17 protein-coding genes and 1 pseudogene are annotated in these 15,741 nt (G+C 73.3%); 7 read left to right on the top strand and 11 right to left on the bottom strand.

Annotation, left to right across the window (positions count from 1 at the left end; translation table 11 throughout):
- Window position 1 precedes the first annotated feature (1 nt).
- Both M2302_RS07750 and M2302_RS07745 read right to left on the bottom strand, forming a co-directional pair.
- Window positions 2–175, bottom strand: a pseudogene (locus M2302_RS07750) (IS607 family transposase); the annotation flags it as partial.
- Between the two features lie 96 nt (window positions 176–271).
- Window positions 272–2,398, bottom strand: a complete 2,127-nt coding sequence (locus M2302_RS07745; protein ID WP_280837233.1) for a SpoIIE family protein phosphatase — start codon at window positions 2,396–2,398, stop codon at window positions 272–274.
- 201 nt (window positions 2,399–2,599) lie between these two features.
- Here M2302_RS07745 and M2302_RS07740 point away from each other — a divergent pair, with 201 nt between their 5' ends.
- Entirely contained in the window at window positions 2,600–3,475 is an 876-nt protein-coding gene (locus M2302_RS07740) for a hypothetical protein (protein ID WP_280837232.1), read from the top strand.
- A gap of 68 nt (window positions 3,476–3,543) precedes the next feature.
- Here M2302_RS07740 and M2302_RS07735 read toward each other — a convergent pair whose 3' ends face one another.
- Entirely contained in the window at window positions 3,544–3,912 is a 369-nt protein-coding gene (locus M2302_RS07735) for a DUF6401 family natural product biosynthesis protein (protein WP_280837231.1), read from the bottom strand.
- Window positions 3,913–4,133: 221 nt separating this feature from the next.
- Here M2302_RS07735 and M2302_RS07730 point away from each other — a divergent pair, with 221 nt between their 5' ends.
- Genes M2302_RS07730 through M2302_RS07720 form a run of 3 tightly spaced genes read left to right on the top strand, consistent with a single transcriptional unit; the run spans window position 4,134 to window position 6,387 of the window.
- Window positions 4,134–4,487, top strand: a complete 354-nt coding sequence (locus M2302_RS07730) for a recombinase family protein (protein ID WP_280837230.1) — start codon at window positions 4,134–4,136, stop codon at window positions 4,485–4,487.
- Window positions 4,403–5,911 (top strand): IS607 family element RNA-guided endonuclease TnpB, encoded by a 1,509-nt coding sequence (gene tnpB / locus M2302_RS07725; protein ID WP_280837252.1) that lies wholly within the window; start codon window positions 4,403–4,405, stop codon window positions 5,909–5,911. Before M2302_RS07730 ends, tnpB begins: the two co-directional genes overlap by 85 nt.
- 8 nt (window positions 5,912–5,919) lie before the next feature.
- On the top strand, window positions 5,920–6,387 hold the full coding sequence (locus tag M2302_RS07720) for a hypothetical protein (RefSeq protein WP_280837229.1): 468 nt from the start codon (window positions 5,920–5,922) through the stop codon (window positions 6,385–6,387).
- A 142-nt stretch (window positions 6,388–6,529) separates the two neighbouring features.
- Here M2302_RS07720 and M2302_RS07715 read toward each other — a convergent pair whose 3' ends face one another.
- Window positions 6,530–6,739 carry a hypothetical protein gene (locus M2302_RS07715; RefSeq protein ID WP_280837228.1) on the bottom strand — a complete coding sequence of 70 codons (210 nt, stop codon included), beginning with the start codon at window positions 6,737–6,739 and terminating at the stop codon, window positions 6,530–6,532.
- A 162-nt stretch (window positions 6,740–6,901) separates the two neighbouring features.
- On the opposite strand from M2302_RS07715, the gene M2302_RS07710 reads away from it, so the two are divergent.
- Window positions 6,902–8,107, top strand: coding sequence for an MFS transporter (locus M2302_RS07710; protein ID WP_280837227.1), 1,206 nt, complete (start codon window positions 6,902–6,904; stop codon window positions 8,105–8,107).
- Window positions 8,108–8,157: 50 nt separating this feature from the next.
- Here M2302_RS07710 and M2302_RS07705 read toward each other — a convergent pair whose 3' ends face one another.
- The 4 genes from M2302_RS07705 to M2302_RS07690 form a co-directional block, all read right to left on the bottom strand.
- A complete protein-coding gene (locus tag M2302_RS07705; RefSeq protein ID WP_280837226.1) occupies window positions 8,158–8,418 on the bottom strand; it encodes a hypothetical protein in 261 nt (86 codons plus the stop codon).
- Window positions 8,419–8,558: 140 nt separating this feature from the next.
- Window positions 8,559–9,020 carry an SRPBCC family protein gene (locus M2302_RS07700; protein WP_088962856.1) on the bottom strand — a complete coding sequence of 154 codons (462 nt, stop codon included), beginning with the start codon at window positions 9,018–9,020 and terminating at the stop codon, window positions 8,559–8,561.
- A 52-nt stretch (window positions 9,021–9,072) separates the two neighbouring features.
- Entirely contained in the window at window positions 9,073–9,489 is a 417-nt protein-coding gene (locus M2302_RS07695; RefSeq protein ID WP_280837251.1) for a DUF2795 domain-containing protein, read from the bottom strand.
- A 58-nt stretch (window positions 9,490–9,547) separates the two neighbouring features.
- On the bottom strand, window positions 9,548–10,531 hold the full coding sequence (locus tag M2302_RS07690) for a YihY/virulence factor BrkB family protein (protein ID WP_280837225.1): 984 nt from the start codon (window positions 10,529–10,531) through the stop codon (window positions 9,548–9,550).
- Between the two features lie 147 nt (window positions 10,532–10,678).
- Between M2302_RS07690 and M2302_RS07685 the strand changes: the two genes are divergently transcribed.
- Window positions 10,679–11,101 carry a ChaB family protein gene (locus M2302_RS07685; RefSeq protein WP_280837224.1) on the top strand — a complete coding sequence of 141 codons (423 nt, stop codon included), beginning with the start codon at window positions 10,679–10,681 and terminating at the stop codon, window positions 11,099–11,101.
- A 60-nt stretch (window positions 11,102–11,161) separates the two neighbouring features.
- Here the strand turns inward: M2302_RS07685 and M2302_RS07680 are convergent, their stop codons facing one another.
- Window positions 11,162–12,595: an aldehyde dehydrogenase family protein gene (locus M2302_RS07680; protein WP_280837223.1), complete on the bottom strand. Its 1,434-nt coding sequence runs from the start codon at window positions 12,593–12,595 to the stop codon at window positions 11,162–11,164.
- A 72-nt stretch (window positions 12,596–12,667) separates the two neighbouring features.
- Between M2302_RS07680 and M2302_RS07675 the strand changes: the two genes are divergently transcribed.
- Window positions 12,668–14,272, top strand: coding sequence for an NAD(P)/FAD-dependent oxidoreductase (locus tag M2302_RS07675; protein ID WP_280837222.1), 1,605 nt, complete (start codon window positions 12,668–12,670; stop codon window positions 14,270–14,272).
- A 135-nt stretch (window positions 14,273–14,407) separates the two neighbouring features.
- Here M2302_RS07675 and M2302_RS07670 read toward each other — a convergent pair whose 3' ends face one another.
- On the bottom strand, window positions 14,408–15,175 hold the full coding sequence (locus tag M2302_RS07670) for a polyprenol monophosphomannose synthase (protein WP_280837221.1): 768 nt from the start codon (window positions 15,173–15,175) through the stop codon (window positions 14,408–14,410).
- An 82-nt stretch (window positions 15,176–15,257) separates the two neighbouring features.
- Window positions 15,258–15,698, bottom strand: a complete 441-nt coding sequence (locus M2302_RS07665) for an SRPBCC family protein (RefSeq protein WP_348529407.1) — start codon at window positions 15,696–15,698, stop codon at window positions 15,258–15,260.
- Window positions 15,699–15,741 lie beyond the last annotated feature (43 nt).

The raw sequence follows: 15,741 nt of genomic DNA, 5'->3' as shown, positions 1-15,741 counted from the left end.
TTCACGTCGGCTCGCCCGACTCGGCGGCGGCGTTGATCGCCCGCCACGCGCGGCTGGTCGGTGCACTGTCGCCGTGCAGGCGAGCGCACAGCGAGGTGAGGATCTCCGTCACGTCGCGCACCAGGTCGTCGTCGACCCCGGAGGGATCCACGACCAGCAGCCGTCGACCCTGCGCCAGATTCACGCAAGACACCATAGCGCTCCAGGTGACACCAAAGGGCTCGACAAGCTCGCTCCTGGCACCCCGTCCGGGCGGCCCTGACGCCCGTGCTCACCCCGCCGGGATGAGGATCTCGAACCAGACCGTCGAACCACGGACCGTGGGGTCGGTGCCCCAGGCGTCGGAGAGCTGCTCGATCAGGCCGAGGCCCCGGCCCCGGCTGCTCAACGTGTCGGTCTGCGCCCGGGTCACGGTGCCCCGGGTGCCCGAGTCGGCGACCGACACCAGCAGCCGCTCCGGGCTCAGGTCGATCTCCACCCGGGCGGCCGTGCCGGCGTGCAGCAGCGCGTTGGTGGTCAGCTCGCTGGTGCACAGCACCGCCGCGCCGATCACCGCCTCCGGCACCCGCCAGTCGGTCAGCTGCGCGGTCAGCCAGTGCCGCACCCGGCTCGGCGCGGTCGGCTCGGCCGGCATCTCCATGCTCGCCGAGCGGCTCGGCTTCCGCGCGTGCTCCACCGCCAGCACCGCGACGTCGTCCTCGGTCGCCCCCTCCACCGCTCCGGTGGCCACCGCGCAGAGCGCTCGCGGGTCGCCGCTGGCCGCGTCGGCCACCGCCGTGACCAGCACGTCCAGCCCCGCGGTGAGGCTCTGCCGCCGCCGCTCGACCACCCCGTCGCTGTACAGCAGCAGGGTGTCCCCGGGCTGGAACGGCACGGTCGCGGTACGCGGCCGGCAGCCCAGCCCCAGCGGGGCGCCCGCCGGCAGCTCGACGAAAGCGGCCGTCGCCGAGCCGTCGGGGTGGCAGCGCCGGATCAGCGGCGGCGGGTGCCCGGCGCTGGCCAGCGTGATCTCGCCGCGGTCGGCGTCCACCACGCCGAAGACCACGGTGACGAAGAGTTCCTGGGTGCCGGTCTCGGTGCCGAGGCTTGCCACCAGCCGGTCCAGCCCGGTGAGCACGGCGTCCGGGCGCGGGTCGGCCAGCGCCAGGGCGCGCAGCGCCGCCCGTACCTGGCCCATCCGGGCCGCCGCCTGCACGTCGTGGCCGGCGACGTCGCCGAGGACCACGCCCAGGTCGCCGGTGGGCAGCACGAAGGCGTCGTAGAAGTCACCGCCGGCGGCGTTGCCGTCCACGCCGGGGTCGTAGCGGGCGGCGATGCGCAGCCGGGGCAGCGCCGGCAGCCGTTCCGGCAGCATGCTGCGTTGCAGCAGCTGGGCGGTGCCGTGCTGGGTCTCGAACCGGCGGGCCCGCTCGGCCGCCTGGCCGACCAGCTCCGCGGAGGCGGCCAGCAACGCCCGCTCCGCCGCCGACCAGCCGTGCGGCGTCCGGTAGCCGACGGCGAGGCCGCCGCGGATCACCGAGGAGCGCAGCGGCAGCGCGGCCAGCGAGCGGATCTTCTGGTCGTGCCGGTCGATCGCGCTCGCCCGCAGCGGTTCGCCGTCGCCGACGAAGTACGGCACGCCGCTGCGCGCGGTCACCACCACCGGGAAGGGGGAGTCCGCGGCGGTGGGCCGCCACAGCGGAGGCAGCCGCTCGTCGGCCTCGTCGAGCAGTTCGCCCCGGATCCGCCGGACCATCCGCCAGCCGGGGCCGTCGTCGACGGCGAAGGTCACCCGGTCGGCGTCGAAGGAGTGCAGCGCGTAGCGCAGGGTCACCCGGGCCACGTCGTCGAGGGTGAGCGTGCCGGAGAGCGCGGCGGCGAAGTCGCTGAGGCTCTGCAACTGCTGGGTGAGCTGGGTGGTCTGCGCCGCCACGGTGAACACGCCGACGATCCGGCCGGTGCTGTCGCGTACCGGCGAGTGGCCGCGGGTGAAGACGGCGTGGTCGCCGGTGGCGGCCAGGTGCCGGTCGACCGGCAGCATCGACTCCCGCTGGAGGAAGGACTCGCCCCGCCGGTAGGCCCGTTCGATCACGTCGCCCACCCCGGGGGTGTGCCAGAGGTCCGCGAAGACCTCGCCGGCGGGCCGGCCGAGGGCGTCCGGGTGCCGGTCCCCGATCAGCTCGGAGTAGCCCTGGTTGTAGAGCAGCACGAACTCGTCGCCGTAGTAGAGCGCCATCGGCACCGGCGAGGAGAGGATCACGTCGACCAGGGCGCGTACCGCCGGGTCCCACCGCTGCGGCGGCCCGAGCGGGGTGCCCGCCCAGGGGTGGGCGAGCACGGTCGCCGCCACCTGCGAGACCGGGGCCGGTCCGGGGGCGGCGGGTGGTGGCGTGGGGACTCGCCCGACCGTGCCTGGCATGTCACGCAGCCTAGCCGGAGCGTCGCGCAGAGGTTTGGATCATGCCTCCCGACCGTGCCGGACGGTCCGGGCGCGGTGATGTTAGGGCAGGTCAGGAGGTCTTTCGGGGGATATGTCGGGAAATTGATCCTGGGTGTCGCGGCGTGCACCCTGAGCGACCGGGTATCCGGCCGGCGCAGTCCATGCGACAGGAGGGACATCATGCCGGAAACCCTTGCGGTCAGGCAGGCCGACATCGGCGACGCCGTGGCCGACATGTGGAGGTCGGTGCTGCTCTTCATCCCGAGGGCGATCGCGTTCATCGCGATCCTCGTGGTGGGCTGGATCATCGCCCGAGCGGTACTCAAAATCGTGGACAAGGTACTGGAACGGGTGGGGTTCGACCGGGCGGTCGAACGGGGTGGCATCAAACGGGCACTGGAACGCACGAAGTACGACGCCAGTGACATCCTGGCCAAGCTCGCGTACTACGCGGTCCTCCTGTTCACCCTGCAGTTCGCCTTCGGGGTGTGGGGACCCAACGCGATCAGTGACCTGATCCGGGGCGTCGTGGCCTGGCTGCCGCGCGCGTTCGTGGCGATCGTCATCGTGGTCGTGGCGGCCGCGATCGCCAACGCCGTCCGGGACCTGGTCACCGGCGCGCTGGGCGGCCTCTCGTACGGCCGGATCCTCGGCGACCTGACGGCGGTCTTCATCCTGGCGCTCGGCATCATCGCCGCGCTGAACCAGGTGGGCGTCGCCACCACGGTGACCACGCCGGTGCTGATCGCGGTGCTCGCCACGGTGGCCGGCATCCTGATCGTCGGCGTCGGCGGTGGTCTGGTGAAGCCGATGCAGAGCCGCTGGGACCGCTGGCTGGACCGGATGGCCGAGGAGTCGCGAGCCATCCAGGTGCACCGCCAGGCCCAGGCGGCCGGGCGGGGCGACATGAGCCGGCAGATGGCCGACCGGGGCGCCGAGCGCGTTCAGCCCATGGCGGGCGCCGAGGAGGCCAGGGCGGCGGCCGGGGGCCGGGGGACGTACCAGTCCGGCAACGTGGGCGAGGAGACCCAGCAGTTCCGCCGTCCGGGGACCTGAGTCGGAGGCGTACCGGTGGAGGGGGTCCGTGCGTGGCGCGGACGCCCCTCCGTCGTGTCCGGAGCGGGTCAGGCCGCTTCGAGGTGGCGGGGGTCGAGCGTGCGGGCCAGCGCGCAGACCGCCAGCAGGCGGATGCGCAGCCAGTCCGGCTCGGTCCAGTCGATCGTGCCGGTGGGCAGGGTCAGGCCGTGCTCCAGCGCGGCCGCCCGCAGCCCGTCGGCGTACCCGACCAGCGCCGCCGGGGTCAGCCGCCGCCGGTCGCCGTCGAGGCTGTCGCGTACCGCGGCCGCGTGCTGGTCGACCATCGCGAGCAGACCGGGGTTGGCGGCCGCCGCGGCGAGGCCGGAGACGCCGACCGAGGCGCTGAGCAGGGCGAGGGCGGACCGCGCCGCGCTCGCGGCGGTCCGGGTCGCGACCTGGGAGTACGGCAGACGCATGGGGACCGAGGTTAGTCACCCGGCGGCCCGGGCGGCCTCGGCCGCTCGGCCGGTCCCAGGTCCTCTTCCGGTCGGCCGCCCTCCTCCGCCGGGATTGATCCGGCCAAGGGTGGGCACAAGGAGAACTGCGCGCGAACGGGCGCAGCCGGCACCCTGGGGTAGTCAGCAGTTTGCCCGTTTGTGGGCAGACGTACGAGTCTGTGAGTCTTAGTGTCGGTCTCATGAAGCTTGCCGAGTGGGCGCGTCGCAACGGGGTGCAACCGCAGACCGCGTATCGATGGTTCCGCGAGGGGACCATGCCGGTGCCCGCTCGGCCTCTTCCGTCTGGCACGATCATGGTTGATGTAGCCGGCGGTGACACCCAGGGCCAGGTGGTCGTCTACGCCCGGGTGTCGTCGGTCGATCAGCGAGCCGACCTGGATCGCCAGGTAGCCCGTGTGACCGCATGGGCGACCGGGGTGCGGGACGTGACGGAGATCCTGACCAGCTTGTGTTCCCGGCTGTACGGTCGCCGCGGCGCAGCGAACCGGGCCAGCCGCGCCGTGGCCGCCGCGACCGCCGGGGGCCTGCGGTGAAACGGTACGAGCCGCCCGCCGGGTGGACCGTTCAGGCGTACATGTTCGCCCTCGACCCGAGCGACGTGCAGGTGGCCGGTCTGCGCCGCAATACCGGCGCGGCACGGTTCGTCTACAACCACATGCTGCGACGGGTCAGCGCGGTTAAGGCCCAACGCGCCGCCGAGGCCAGCTACGGGGTGGCCGAGGCGGACCTGACCCCGTGGCAGGGCTGGTCGCTACCGGACCTACGCCGCACGTGGAACGAAATCAAGACGTGGGTGGCGCCGTGGTGGGCGGAATGCTCCAAAGAGGCGTTCAACACCGGCCTGGCCAACCTGTCGGCGGCGCTGGGCAACTGGCACGCGTCACGTACCGGTGCCCGCAAGGGCCGCCGGATGGGCTGGCCCCGGACCAAGAGGAAGCACTGCCGCAGGTCGGCCCGGTTCACCACCGGGGCGATCCGGGTCGACCCCGGCTACCGGCACGTGGTGTTGCCACGGCTGGGCCGCATCCGCACCCACGAGTCCACCCGTAAGCTGGCCCGCCGGGTGAAGGCTGGCACCGCGACGATCCTGTCCGCAACCGTCACCGAGACCGCCGGCAGGTGGTTCTGCTCGTTACAGGTCACGGTCAAACGCGCCGTGGGCCGTCCGGCGCACACGCCGAAAGCCGGTCGGATCGTCGGCGTGGACGCCGGCATCAAGCACCTGGCGGTGCTGTCCACCGGCGAGCTGGTGCCCAACCCGGCACCGTTCAAGGCGGCGTTGAAGAAACTCGGCAAGGCCCAACGCCGGGCCGCCCGCCGAATCGGCCCGTACGACCCGGCCACCCGGCGTAAGCGGACCGCGTCCAATCGGTGGCAGCGGGCGCAGGACACCGTGGCCCGGCTGCACGCCACCGTCGCCGCTGTTCGCGCCGACTCGTGGCACCAACTCACCACCCGGCTGGCGCAACAGTTCACCACCGTCGTGGTCGAGGACCTGCACGTGGCCGGGATGGTCCGCAACCGTAAGCTGGCCAGGGCTCTGACCGACGCCGCCCCGGCGACCCTGCGCCGGCACCTTGGCTACAAGACCGGCTGGTACGGCAGCGTGTTGTACGTCGCTGATCGGTGGTACCCCAGCTCCAAAACCTGTTCAGGCTGTCAGACGGTGAAACCCAAGCTGTCGCTGGCCGAACGTAACTTCAACTGCACCACGTGCGGACTGTCCCTGGACCGGGACGTCAACGCCGCACGTAATCTTGCCGGCCTAGTTCAGCACGTCGACCTGGAGTTGCCGGGCGACGCAAAAACAGGACGTGGAGCCTACGTAAGACCCGTAAGACCTGCACCCGCAGGCGGGGCAGCGGGCCGTGAAGCGTCAAGACCGGTTCATCCGGTCAACGCCGCCCGGCAACGGACGGCTGCCAATCGTGAGTCACATTTACTCACTGAAAGGTAACGGGACGGATGGGACAGCACGACGACGACGACGGCCCGGACCGGCAGCACCGCCGGCCGGACGGGGTGACCGACGAGACGGTGGCCGCGCTGGGCAAGCTCAGCGAGGCGCTGGAGGCGGTGGAACGGGCGCGCGGGCACCTCTACTCACTGCACCAGTTGATCGGGCACGCCGACCTGATGCTCGACGACGCGGTCGCGCAGTTGCGGGCCGCCGGCCACGAGGACCTCGCGGAGCGGGTCCGCACCGAGCTGCTCGGCCGCAACGTGATCGCCGGTCGGTGGACGTTCCAGATCGTCGAGGACTTCGACGACAACTACTACGCGGTCTTCCGCGACCTGGACCGCGCCGCCCGGGACCAGCTGGTGGACGGCCGCCGCCATCTCTACGAGGCGGAGATGAAGGAGCGGCGGCGGACCCGGGGCCGACCCGGGCACGAGGCCCGCCCCGCCGAGCCCGGCCCATCCCGGGACTGACGCGAACAGCACCGTCCCACCGCGTACGCCCTGCACCGGGTCGACCCGGCCAGGCCGTCGACCGGCCCGCAGCGCAACGTCCCCGACCCGACCCCGTGACCCCGGCCGCGCGGGTGTCGCGGGGCCGCCCGTCAGGTGGGTGTCAGTCGGACGGCGCGTCGGCCGGCCGGCGACGGCTGGTGTCGTCGGCGATGATGACGGTCGCCACCATGAGCGCGACGCAGAGGCTGAACAGCCAGGAGTCGTCGGCGACCAGCTTGGCCGAGACCGGGGCCTGGAGCGCGGCGAGCAGAAAGCCGAGCCAGGCCAGACGCCGCTGACGTGGGGTGAGGAAGCCGGAGCCCTGTTGCATCCCGAAAGTCTGACGCGGCGCCCCCCGGTTGCCGTCACCCGATCGGCCGATTCTGGATGGGCTGTCCGCATTCCTGCCCGTCCGGGCGTTGCTTTTTGCCGGTTCGGGGGAAGTCGTTGCCGGCTCGAAGTGTTCTCGGCGGGTACGGCAGGATGGCCCCCCGTGTCCGTCACCCCGCCCCGCGCCTCCCTGCTCCTGCTCGCCTACCTCGCCTTCGTCAGCCTCGGCCTGCCCGACGGGCTGATCGGGGTCGGCTGGCCGTCGATCCGCGCGGACCTCGGGGTACCGACGGAGGCGGTCGGGCTGGTGCTCACCGCGGGCACCGTCGGCTATCTGACCTCCAGCGTGCTCGCCGGCTTCACCCTGGCCCGCCTCGGCGTCGGTCGGCTGCTGGCCGGCAGCACGGTACTGGCCAGCCTGGCGCTCACCGGGTACGCCTCGACGCCGGAGCTGGCCCTGATGATCGGTTGTGCGCTGGTCCTCGGGCTCGGTTCGGGCGCCGTCGACTCCGGGCTCAACGCGTACGCGGCCGGGGCGTTCGGGCCTCGGCACATGACCTGGATGCACGCCTGCTTCGGCCTCGGGGTGGCGCTCGGCCCGCTGATCATGACCGGCGCGCTCGGCGCCGGGCTGAGCTGGCGCTGGGGCTACGGGCTCGTCGCCGGGGCGCAGATCGCCCTGGCCACCGCCTTCGCGCTCACCGTACGGGCCTGGCGGCCGGCGGACCCGGCCGTACCCGTCGTGGCCGGCACCGGGCCGGTGCCGGTACGCGAGACGCTGCGGCTGCCGGCGGTCTGGCTGGGCGCGCTCGCCTTCATGCTCTACGTGGCGATCGAGATCAGCGCTGGGCTCTGGGCGTTCCTGCTGCTCACCGAGGGGCGCGGCCTGTCCGCGACCACCGCCGGCCTCTGCGTCTCCGGCTACTGGGGGAGCCTCTTCGTAGGGCGGGTCGTGCAGGGCGTGGTCGCCGAGCGCCTGGGCGTCGGTCGGGTGCTGCGGGGCAGCCTGCTCGGCATGACGGCCGGCGCCCTGCTGATCGCGCTACCCGCTCCGGCCTGGGTGGCGGTGGCCGGCCTGGTCCTGGTGGGCTTCGCCGCCGCGCCGGTCTACCCGCTGCTCACCCTCGCCACCCCGGAGCGGGTCGGTGCGGCGCACGCGGACCGCGCCATCGGCGTCCAGATCGGGACGGCCGGGCTCGGCGCGGCGCTGATCCCCGGCGGGCTCGGGGTGCTCTTCGGCCACACCTCGGTGGCGTTGCTGGGGCCGGCGCTGACCGTGCTGTCGGTGCTGCTGCTGCTCCTGCATGCCATGGCCGGGCGCCGGTCGGTGGCCGTCACCGGGCGCCGGTCGGTGGCCCTCACCGGCTGAGGGGACGGGCCCGCCCCCGGGCGGGTCCCGCCCGGGGGGTGTCTCGTGGCTCAGAGAGTGTCGGGGCCAGTCCGGCCGGTCGTGGACGGCCGGTAGGCGCGCTCCGAGTCGGTCATCTCCCGCCGCTCGGCCGGCCCGGCACCCCGGTCCACCGCCTCGGGGCCGTGCCCGAAGGCGGCCTCCTCGCCGGCGTCGTTGCCGGTGACGTCGTCGGCCTGCCCGTCGAGCGTGGAGCGGGCGATCGCCCGGTCCAGCTCCCTCAGCGGGATCTTCTGCTCGTCTCGCCACACGCTGTCGTCGTTCTCCGTCATTCCTTGGCGGTACCCGGGGCTGATGATCGCAAACGGCCGCGCCCACTCGTCGGGCCCGGCGACGGCACCCGGAACCGGACACGGCGATGGCCGCCGGATTCTCCGGCGGCCATCGGACGGGTGAGGTGCGGGGGAGAGGATCAGGGCTGCGGGCGGTCCACCTTGCCCCGCCAGGCGCCGGTCTCCTGACCGCGGCGCTCGATGAACTGCTTGAACCGCTCCAGGTCGCCCTTGGCGCGCCGGTCCACCACACCCAGCTTGTCGCCGGCCTTCTCCACCACGCCGTGCGGCTCGAAGTCCATCTGGAGGGTGACCCGCGTCCTGCCCTCGTCGAGCCGGTGGAAGGTGACCACGCCGGCCTGCTGGGTGCCGCCGGTCGACTTCCAGGCCACCCGCTCGTCGGGGAGCTGCTCGGTGATCTCGGCGTCGAACTCACGCTTGACCCCGGCGATGTCGACGGTCCAGTGGGTCATCGTGTCCGTGAGCTGCCGGACCTCCTGCACCCCCTCCATGAAGTGGGGGAACTCCTCGAACTGGGTCCACTGGTCGTACGCGGTGCGGATCGGGACGGAGACGTCCACGTGCTCGGTAACGCCGCTCATGAAGATTCCTCCTCTGGCCGCCGGTGTTCGTCCGGATCGTGGGCCGATCCGGTCACCAGCGGGTCGTCTCGTTCTTGTGACCGAGTGCGGCCCACACCTCGGAAACGGTGCGGTACCGCGTACCGTCGGGCAGCCGCTCCAGATCCTCGATGAGGTCGGCGGGTGCCTGGTTCTCGCGGGCGTTGGCGATCAGCTTCTCGCGGTCGCCCGGCAGGGCCGTCATCGTGATGAACCGCCCGAGCCGGCTGCGGTCCTCGACGTCCCGGGAGCTCATGCCCTTCGGGGCGCCGCTGCGCAGCTCACCCGCCGGCGCCGTGGTGGCAGCCGGCTGGTCCTCGCCGGCCGGCTCGGGCTCGCGGAACTCCTCGGCGCGCGAGCCCCCGGTGCCCGGGCCCTGGACGAGGCCGGCGACCTCCTGGCTCATCTGCTCGTCGAGCCTCGGTCCGTGCTTGCTGCTGCCACGTTCCAGTTCCATGCCTTGGTGCTACCCCTGGCGGCCCCCGGGAAACGCCGAACCCGGCACGCGGTCACGAATCGGCGGGGGCCTTCGGCGGCAGGACCGGCTCGCCCGGATCCTCCGCCCCCGCCTGGAGCACCCGGCCCCGTTGCAGCTCGGCGTTGATCTGCACGCCGAACATCAGCGCGCAGTTGGACAGGTAGAGCCAGACCAGGAAGGCGATGACCGCGCCCAGGCTGCCGTACGTCACGTCGTAGGAGCCGAAGTTCGCGACGTACAGGCCGAAACCGGCGGAGGCGACGATCCAGGAGAGCAGGGCCACCGCCCCGCCGGGGGTCAGCCAGCGGAACCTCGGCTGCCGGACGTTCGGGGCGATCCAGAACAGCAGGGACAGCAGCGTCATCATCACCAGCGCCAGCACCGGCCACTTGGCCACGCTCCACACCGTGCGGGCCAACCGGCCGGCGCCCAGCAGGTCGCCCACCGCGTCGGTCACCGGCCCGCTGACGATCAGGCCGAGCGCCACCACGGCGAGCAGGACCAGCGACACGGCCGCCAGGCCGATCTGCATCGGGCGCAACCGGTAGAACGGCCGCCCCTCCTCGACGCCGTAGATCGCGTTGGAGGCCCGGGTGAACGCGCCGATGAACCCGGACGCCGACCAGAGGGCGCCGAGCAGACCGAAGCTGAGCAGCACCTTCGCCCCGCTCTGCTGGTCGACCACCGTGCGCACCACCGACACGAAACCGTCGTTGGCGACCACCGAGCCGGCGCCGATGTCGCGGGCCAGTTCCAGCACCGTGTCGACGGTGCGCTCGCCGTCGGAGACCAGGCCGACCAGGGCGACCACCACCACGGTGGAGGGGAAGAGCGCGAGTACGCCGTAGTAGGTCAGCGCTGCCGCCCAGTCCGCGCAGTTGTCCTTGACGAAGTTGCGCCCGCTGCGCACCAGCGCTCCGCGCCAGGTGGACCAGTTCAGCTGGCGTACCCGGCTGGGGACCCGCAGGCCGTCCCGGCTCCCGGCGACCGCGGTCGGCTCCGTCCTCGCTGCCATCTCCCGCTCCCGTCCCCGCCGGCGCACCCGGCACCCGCTGGCCCCGCCGGTACCCGGTGCCGGAAATCGACAAACCCGGCGGGTGAGTTTGCCGATGAGGGCCTGGGGAACCGTCCATACGCAGACATCGACGCGGAGGAGGACGAGATGCCCGGGCGCGAGGTACTGCCCAGCACGCTGCGGCGCTCCCCGAACAAGGCGCAGCGCACCTGGGAGAAGACGCACGACTCGGCGGTGGAGACGTACGGCGAGGGCGAGCGGGCGCACCGCACCGCGTTCGCCGCCGTCAAGCACGAGTTCGAGAAGGTCGGCGACCACTGGGAGCCGAAGGGACGCAAGGGACCCAGCGACCGCCAGGCGCAGGGTGGCGGACCGGCCCGACGGGCTCCCACGGCGGGCGGCGTGGACGCCAACGCCAAGAAGGACCACCTGATGGAGGTGGCCAGGAAGCTGGACGTACCCGGCCGGTCCCGGATGACCAAGCCGGAACTGGTCAAGGCGATCCAGAAGGCGAACCTTCGGCAGACCACGGAGGCCCGCGAGAAGTCCAAGGCCCGCAGCGGTCGCTGAGCCGGGGGCACGACGCACGGGAGCCCGGGACCGCACGGTCCCGGGCTCCCGCGTTCCCGCTCACCAGTGGCCGCCGCCCGGGGCCTCCAGGTGCACCGTCTTCACCGTGCTGAACTCGTCGAGCAGCTCCGGGCCGTACCCGAAGCCCTGGCCGCTGCCGCGACGCGGCTGCGCGGCGCCGCCCGGCGCCCCGCCGAACACCGCGTTCACCTTGACGGTGCCCACCGGCAGCTCCCGCCAGGCCCGCTGCGCGTGGCTCATCGAGGCGGTGAGCACGGTGCCGGCCAGCCCGTACGGGGAGTCGGCGGCGCACCGCAACGCCTCGCTGAACGAGTCCACCACCACCACGGGCGCCACCGGCCCGAACGTCTCCTCGCGGACCAGCGTCATCTCGTGCCGGCAACCGGTGACCACCGTCGCCGGGTAGAACGCCCCCGGCCCCTCCGGCAGCACACCCCCGGTGCGCAGCGTCGCCCCCTCGGCCACCGCGGCGGTCACCTGGCCGTGCACGTGGTCGCGGTGCCGCCGGTCCACCAGCGGGCCCAGCTCGGTCTCCGGGTCCTGGCCCGGGCCGACCCGCAGTGCCTCCGCCCGGTCGACCAGCGCGTCGACGAAGTCCTCCGCCACGTCCCGGTGCACGTAGATCCGCTCGACGGCGACGCAGATCTGGCCGGCGTTGGCGAACGAACCGATCGCCGCCTGCCCGGCCGCCCAGACCGGGTCCAGCCCGGCGTCGACGATCAGCGGGTCGCTGCCGCCGTTCTCCAGCAGGGCCTTCGCGCCCGTCCGGGCGCAGGCCGCCGCGATGGCCCGGCCGGTGGCGGTGGAGCCGACGTGGGCCACCACGTCCACCTCCTGCGCGGCCAGCGCCGCGCCCACCTCGCCACCGCCGGTCAGCAGGGACAGCACCCCGGCCGGCAGCGCGCCGTCGAGGACCCGGGCCAGCAGCCAGCCGGTGGCCGGGGTCCGCTCGCTCGGCTTGTACAGCACCACGTTGCCGGTCACCAGGGCCGCGCCGAGCAGCCCGCAGGAGACCGCCACCGGGTCGTTCCACGGGGTGATCGCGGCGACCACCCCGCGTGGCTCCGGCGCCATGAAGTCGATGGCGTGCGTGCCGCCGTGCAGTGTCCGTCCGCCCCGCACCGGACCCAACTCGGCGTACTGTCGCAGCGTGCCGATGCCCGCCTCCACGCCGCCCCGGGCGTCGGCGAGTGGCTTGCCCATCTCCGCCGTCGTCGCCTCGGCCAGTTCGTCCGCCGCCGCGGCCAGCGCGTCCGCGGCCCGGTGCAGCGCCGCCGCCCGCTCCGCCGGGGCCGTCGCCGCCCACTCCGCCGCCGCGCCCCGGGCCGCCTCGACCGCCTTGGCCACCTCGTCCGCCGTCGCCACCGGTACGGTGCTGACCGGCGTGCCGTCGGCGGGATCGTGCACGACCAGTTCACCGCCCGCGCCGCCCGCGCCCCACACTCCACCGATGAGCTGTTCAACCCTGTACATGCGGCAGTGGATGCCCCGGTCCCGGCAAGGCAAACGCGTTTCGCCCGGTTGCTGGCCGGGTAGGCGGATCGGATGACCGGGACCGGCATCGAGACCGCGGACGCCGTCGTCATCGGCGCCGGGCACAACGGACTGGTGGCCGCCAACCTGCTCGCCGACGCCGGTTGGGACGTGCTGGTCCTGGAGGCCACCGGCGCCCCCGGCGGGGCGGTCCGGTCCGCCGAGGTGACCGCCCCCGGCTACCTGAGTGACCTCTACAGCTCCTTCTACCCCCTCGGGTACGCCTCGCCGGTGCTGCGCCGGCTCGGCCTCGACGCGTACGGGCTGGCCTGGACGCAGGCGCCCGACGTGCTGGCGCACGTGCTGCCGGACGGCCGGGCGGCGGTGCTCAACCGCGACCCCGACCGCAGCGCCGCGTCGATGGAGGCGTTCGCGCCCGGCGACGGGCAGCGCTGGCTCGACACGTACGACGACTGGCGGACGATCTCCCGTCCCCTGGTGAACGCCCTGTTCACCCCTTTCCCACCGGTCCGCGAAGGGCTGGAGCTGCTGGGCCGGCTGCGCACCGCCGGGGCGCTGCGGCTGGCCCGCCGGCTGGTGCTGCCGAGCCGGCAGTTCGGCCGCGAGGTGTTCCGGGGCGAGGGCGCGCCCGCGCTGATGGCCAGCTGCGCCCTGCACACCGACCTGTCGCCCGACGACGCCGGCTCCGGCATCTACGGCTGGCTGCTCGCCATGCTCGGTCAGGAGGTCGGCTGGCCGGTGCCGGTGGGCGGCGCGCAGCGGATCACCGACGCGCTGGTCGCGCGGCTGATCGCCAAGGGCGGCCGGATCACCTACTCCGCCCGGGTGGACCGGGTGCTCGTCGCCCGGGGCCGGGCGATGGGCGTACGGACCGAGGGCGGCGCCACCTGGCGGGCCCGTCGGGCGGTGCTGGCCGACGTGCCGGCGCCGGCGCTCTACCTGGACCTGGTCGGCGCGGCCTGGCTGCCGCCCCGGCTGGTCGACGACCTCGACCACTTCCGCTGGGACGGGTCGACGGTCAAGGTCGACTGGGCGTTGGACGGGCCGATGCCGTGGGTCAACCCGCAGGTCGCCGGGGCGGGCACCGTGCACCTGGCCACGGACGTCGACGGGCTCACCCGCTACGCGGCGGACCTGGTCTGCGGGCAGCTGCCGGAGGACCCGTTCCTGCTGGTCGGCCAGATGACCACCGCCGACGCGAGCCGGTCACCGGCCGGCACGGAGTCGCTCTGGTCGTACACCCACCTGCCGTTCCGGCGGGACTGGCGGGCCGAGGACGTGGCCGCGCACGTGGACCGGATGGAGGCGGTGCTGGAGCGCTACGCCCCCGGCTTCAAGGGGCTCGTCCGGGGCCGCTTCGTGGCCGGCCCCGCCGACCTGGAGGAGCGCAACCCGAGCCTGGTCGGCGGCGCGGTGGGTGGCGGCACGGCCGCCGCGTACCAGCAGCTCTTCCTGCGCCCGGTGCCCGGCCTGGGTCGGCCGGACACCCCGGTCGACCGGCTCTACCTGGCCAGCGCCTCGGCGAACCCGGGCGGCGGGGTGCACGGCGCCCCGGGCGCGAACGCGGCGCGGGCGGCGCTGAGCCGCAGCCGGGCCCTCACCGGTGGCCTGTACGCCGGGGCGATCGGCGCCGCCCATCGCGCGGTCTACCGCTGACCCGGCGCGGCTTCCTCCTGCCGGAGACAAGCGACCTGCCCGAGCGGCATTCGCATGCCTCTCGGACAGGGTCGCTCACGACGGTGTCCGCCGCACCCGTCACGCCAGGTGACGGTCCGGGTGCGGACGGGTGGGTCAGCGCTCCAGGTTGCGGTGCCGGGCACGCAGCTTGAACGGCATCAGCGCGCTCTCCACCTTGGTGGCGGTGGTCATCTTCGAGTCGCCGTCGCGGCGCTCCTCGAAGCGGATCGGCACCTCCAGGATGGTGTGCCCCAGCTTGGTGGCCAGGTAGTGCATCTCGACCTGGAAGCTGTACCCGTTGGACTGCACCCGCTCCAGGCCGATGTCGCGCAGCGCGTCCGCCCGCCAGATCTTGAAGCCGGCGGTGAGGTCACGGATCCGCACCCGCAGCAGGGTGTGCACGTAGAGGTTCGCCCAGCCGCTGAGCGCGCGGCGGTACAGCGGCCAGTTCTCGTCCAGCTCGCCACCGGGCACGTACCGGGAGCCGATCACCACGCCGGCCTGGGTGGAGAGCAGCGCGCCGAGCATGCCGGGCAGCGCCTCCGGCGGGTGGGACAGGTCGGCGTCCATCTGCGCCACGTAGTCGGCGCCGCCGTCGAGCGCCCGGCCGATCCCGTCGACGTACGCCCGGCCTAGGCCCTCCTTGCCGGCCCGGTGCACGACCTGGATCCGGTCGGGGTGCTCGATGGCCAGCTTGTCGGCCACCTCGCCGGTGCCGTCCGGGGAGTTGTCGTCCGCCACCAGCACCTTGAGGCCGGGCAGCGGCAGGGCGAGGAGCCGCTCGACCAGCGCCGGGAGGTTGCCCGCCTCGTTGTAGGTGGGGACCACGACGGTCAGGCGTGCTTCCCGCCACGGCGAGGGCAGCTCCACGGGTTCGATCATGACGGACATCCTCTGGTTGCCGACGGTTTTCCCCCAAAGGGTAGCCAGTGCCCCGTCGGGCCCCGTCGAGGCTCCCCGCCCCTCAGCTCTCCGCGGCCTCGTCCGCCTTCTGACGGGTGGCGATGTCGGAGAGCCGCCGCAGGGTCTCCTTGTTGCGCTGGTGCAGGACCAGGTCGTTGAGCTTGTTGCGGATCCAGCGCAGCGGCCCGGCGGCGAAGTCCTCGCCGATCCGCACCCGGGTGGCGTCGGCGCCGACCGGTTCCAGGGTGAACACCACGATCGCCTCACCGGCCGGCCAGAGCCCGGCCTTGATGACCATCTTGTGCGGTGGCTCGCAGGCCAGCACGACTGAGGAGTCATGCAACGAGAGCGGCCACGGCCCGGCCTTGTGGTGCAGTTGGCTGCCCACCCGCGGCCAGGTGTCGTCGACGTCCCGCACGTGCACGGTCCCGACCACCCAGTCGCTGTACGTCCACCCGTCCGCCAGCACGTCGAACACCTGCTGCGGGGGAGCGTCGATCACTTTCTCCACAATCGCCACTGACGTCCAGTACCCCGACGGCGAC

This window comes from Micromonospora sp. A200, assembly GCF_029893845.1.
Classification (GTDB): Bacteria; Actinomycetota; Actinomycetes; order Mycobacteriales; family Micromonosporaceae; genus Micromonospora; species Micromonospora purpureochromogenes.
Note: the sequence above shows the minus strand (reverse complement) of the source record. Positions and strands in the feature narration are given on the sequence as shown.

What these genes read in the sequence shown, in the direction of transcription:
- M2302_RS07690 (WP_280837225.1), bottom strand. Translation starts at nt 10,531, where the DNA reads ATGGCAGCGAGGACGGAGCCGACCGCGGTCGCCGGGAGCCGGGACGGC.
- M2302_RS07715 (WP_280837228.1), bottom strand. Translation starts at nt 6,739, where the DNA reads ATGCAACAGGGCTCCGGCTTCCTCACCCCACGTCAGCGGCGTCTGGCC.
- M2302_RS07730 (WP_280837230.1), top strand. Translation starts at nt 4,134, where the DNA reads ATGAAGCTTGCCGAGTGGGCGCGTCGCAACGGGGTGCAACCGCAGACC.
- M2302_RS07720 (WP_280837229.1), top strand. Translation starts at nt 5,920, where the DNA reads ATGGGACAGCACGACGACGACGACGGCCCGGACCGGCAGCACCGCCGG.
- M2302_RS07685 (WP_280837224.1), top strand. Translation starts at nt 10,679, where the DNA reads ATGCCCGGGCGCGAGGTACTGCCCAGCACGCTGCGGCGCTCCCCGAAC.
- M2302_RS07700 (WP_088962856.1), bottom strand. Translation starts at nt 9,020, where the DNA reads ATGAGCGGCGTTACCGAGCACGTGGACGTCTCCGTCCCGATCCGCACC.
- M2302_RS07675 (WP_280837222.1), top strand. Translation starts at nt 12,668, where the DNA reads ATGACCGGGACCGGCATCGAGACCGCGGACGCCGTCGTCATCGGCGCC.
- M2302_RS07705 (WP_280837226.1), bottom strand. Translation starts at nt 8,418, where the DNA reads ATGACGGAGAACGACGACAGCGTGTGGCGAGACGAGCAGAAGATCCCG.
- M2302_RS07735 (WP_280837231.1), bottom strand. Translation starts at nt 3,912, where the DNA reads ATGCGTCTGCCGTACTCCCAGGTCGCGACCCGGACCGCCGCGAGCGCG.
- M2302_RS07740 (WP_280837232.1), top strand. Translation starts at nt 2,600, where the DNA reads ATGCCGGAAACCCTTGCGGTCAGGCAGGCCGACATCGGCGACGCCGTG.
- M2302_RS07745 (WP_280837233.1), bottom strand. Translation starts at nt 2,398, where the DNA reads ATGCCAGGCACGGTCGGGCGAGTCCCCACGCCACCACCCGCCGCCCCC.
- M2302_RS07670 (WP_280837221.1), bottom strand. Translation starts at nt 15,175, where the DNA reads ATGATCGAACCCGTGGAGCTGCCCTCGCCGTGGCGGGAAGCACGCCTG.
- M2302_RS07680 (WP_280837223.1), bottom strand. Translation starts at nt 12,595, where the DNA reads ATGTACAGGGTTGAACAGCTCATCGGTGGAGTGTGGGGCGCGGGCGGC.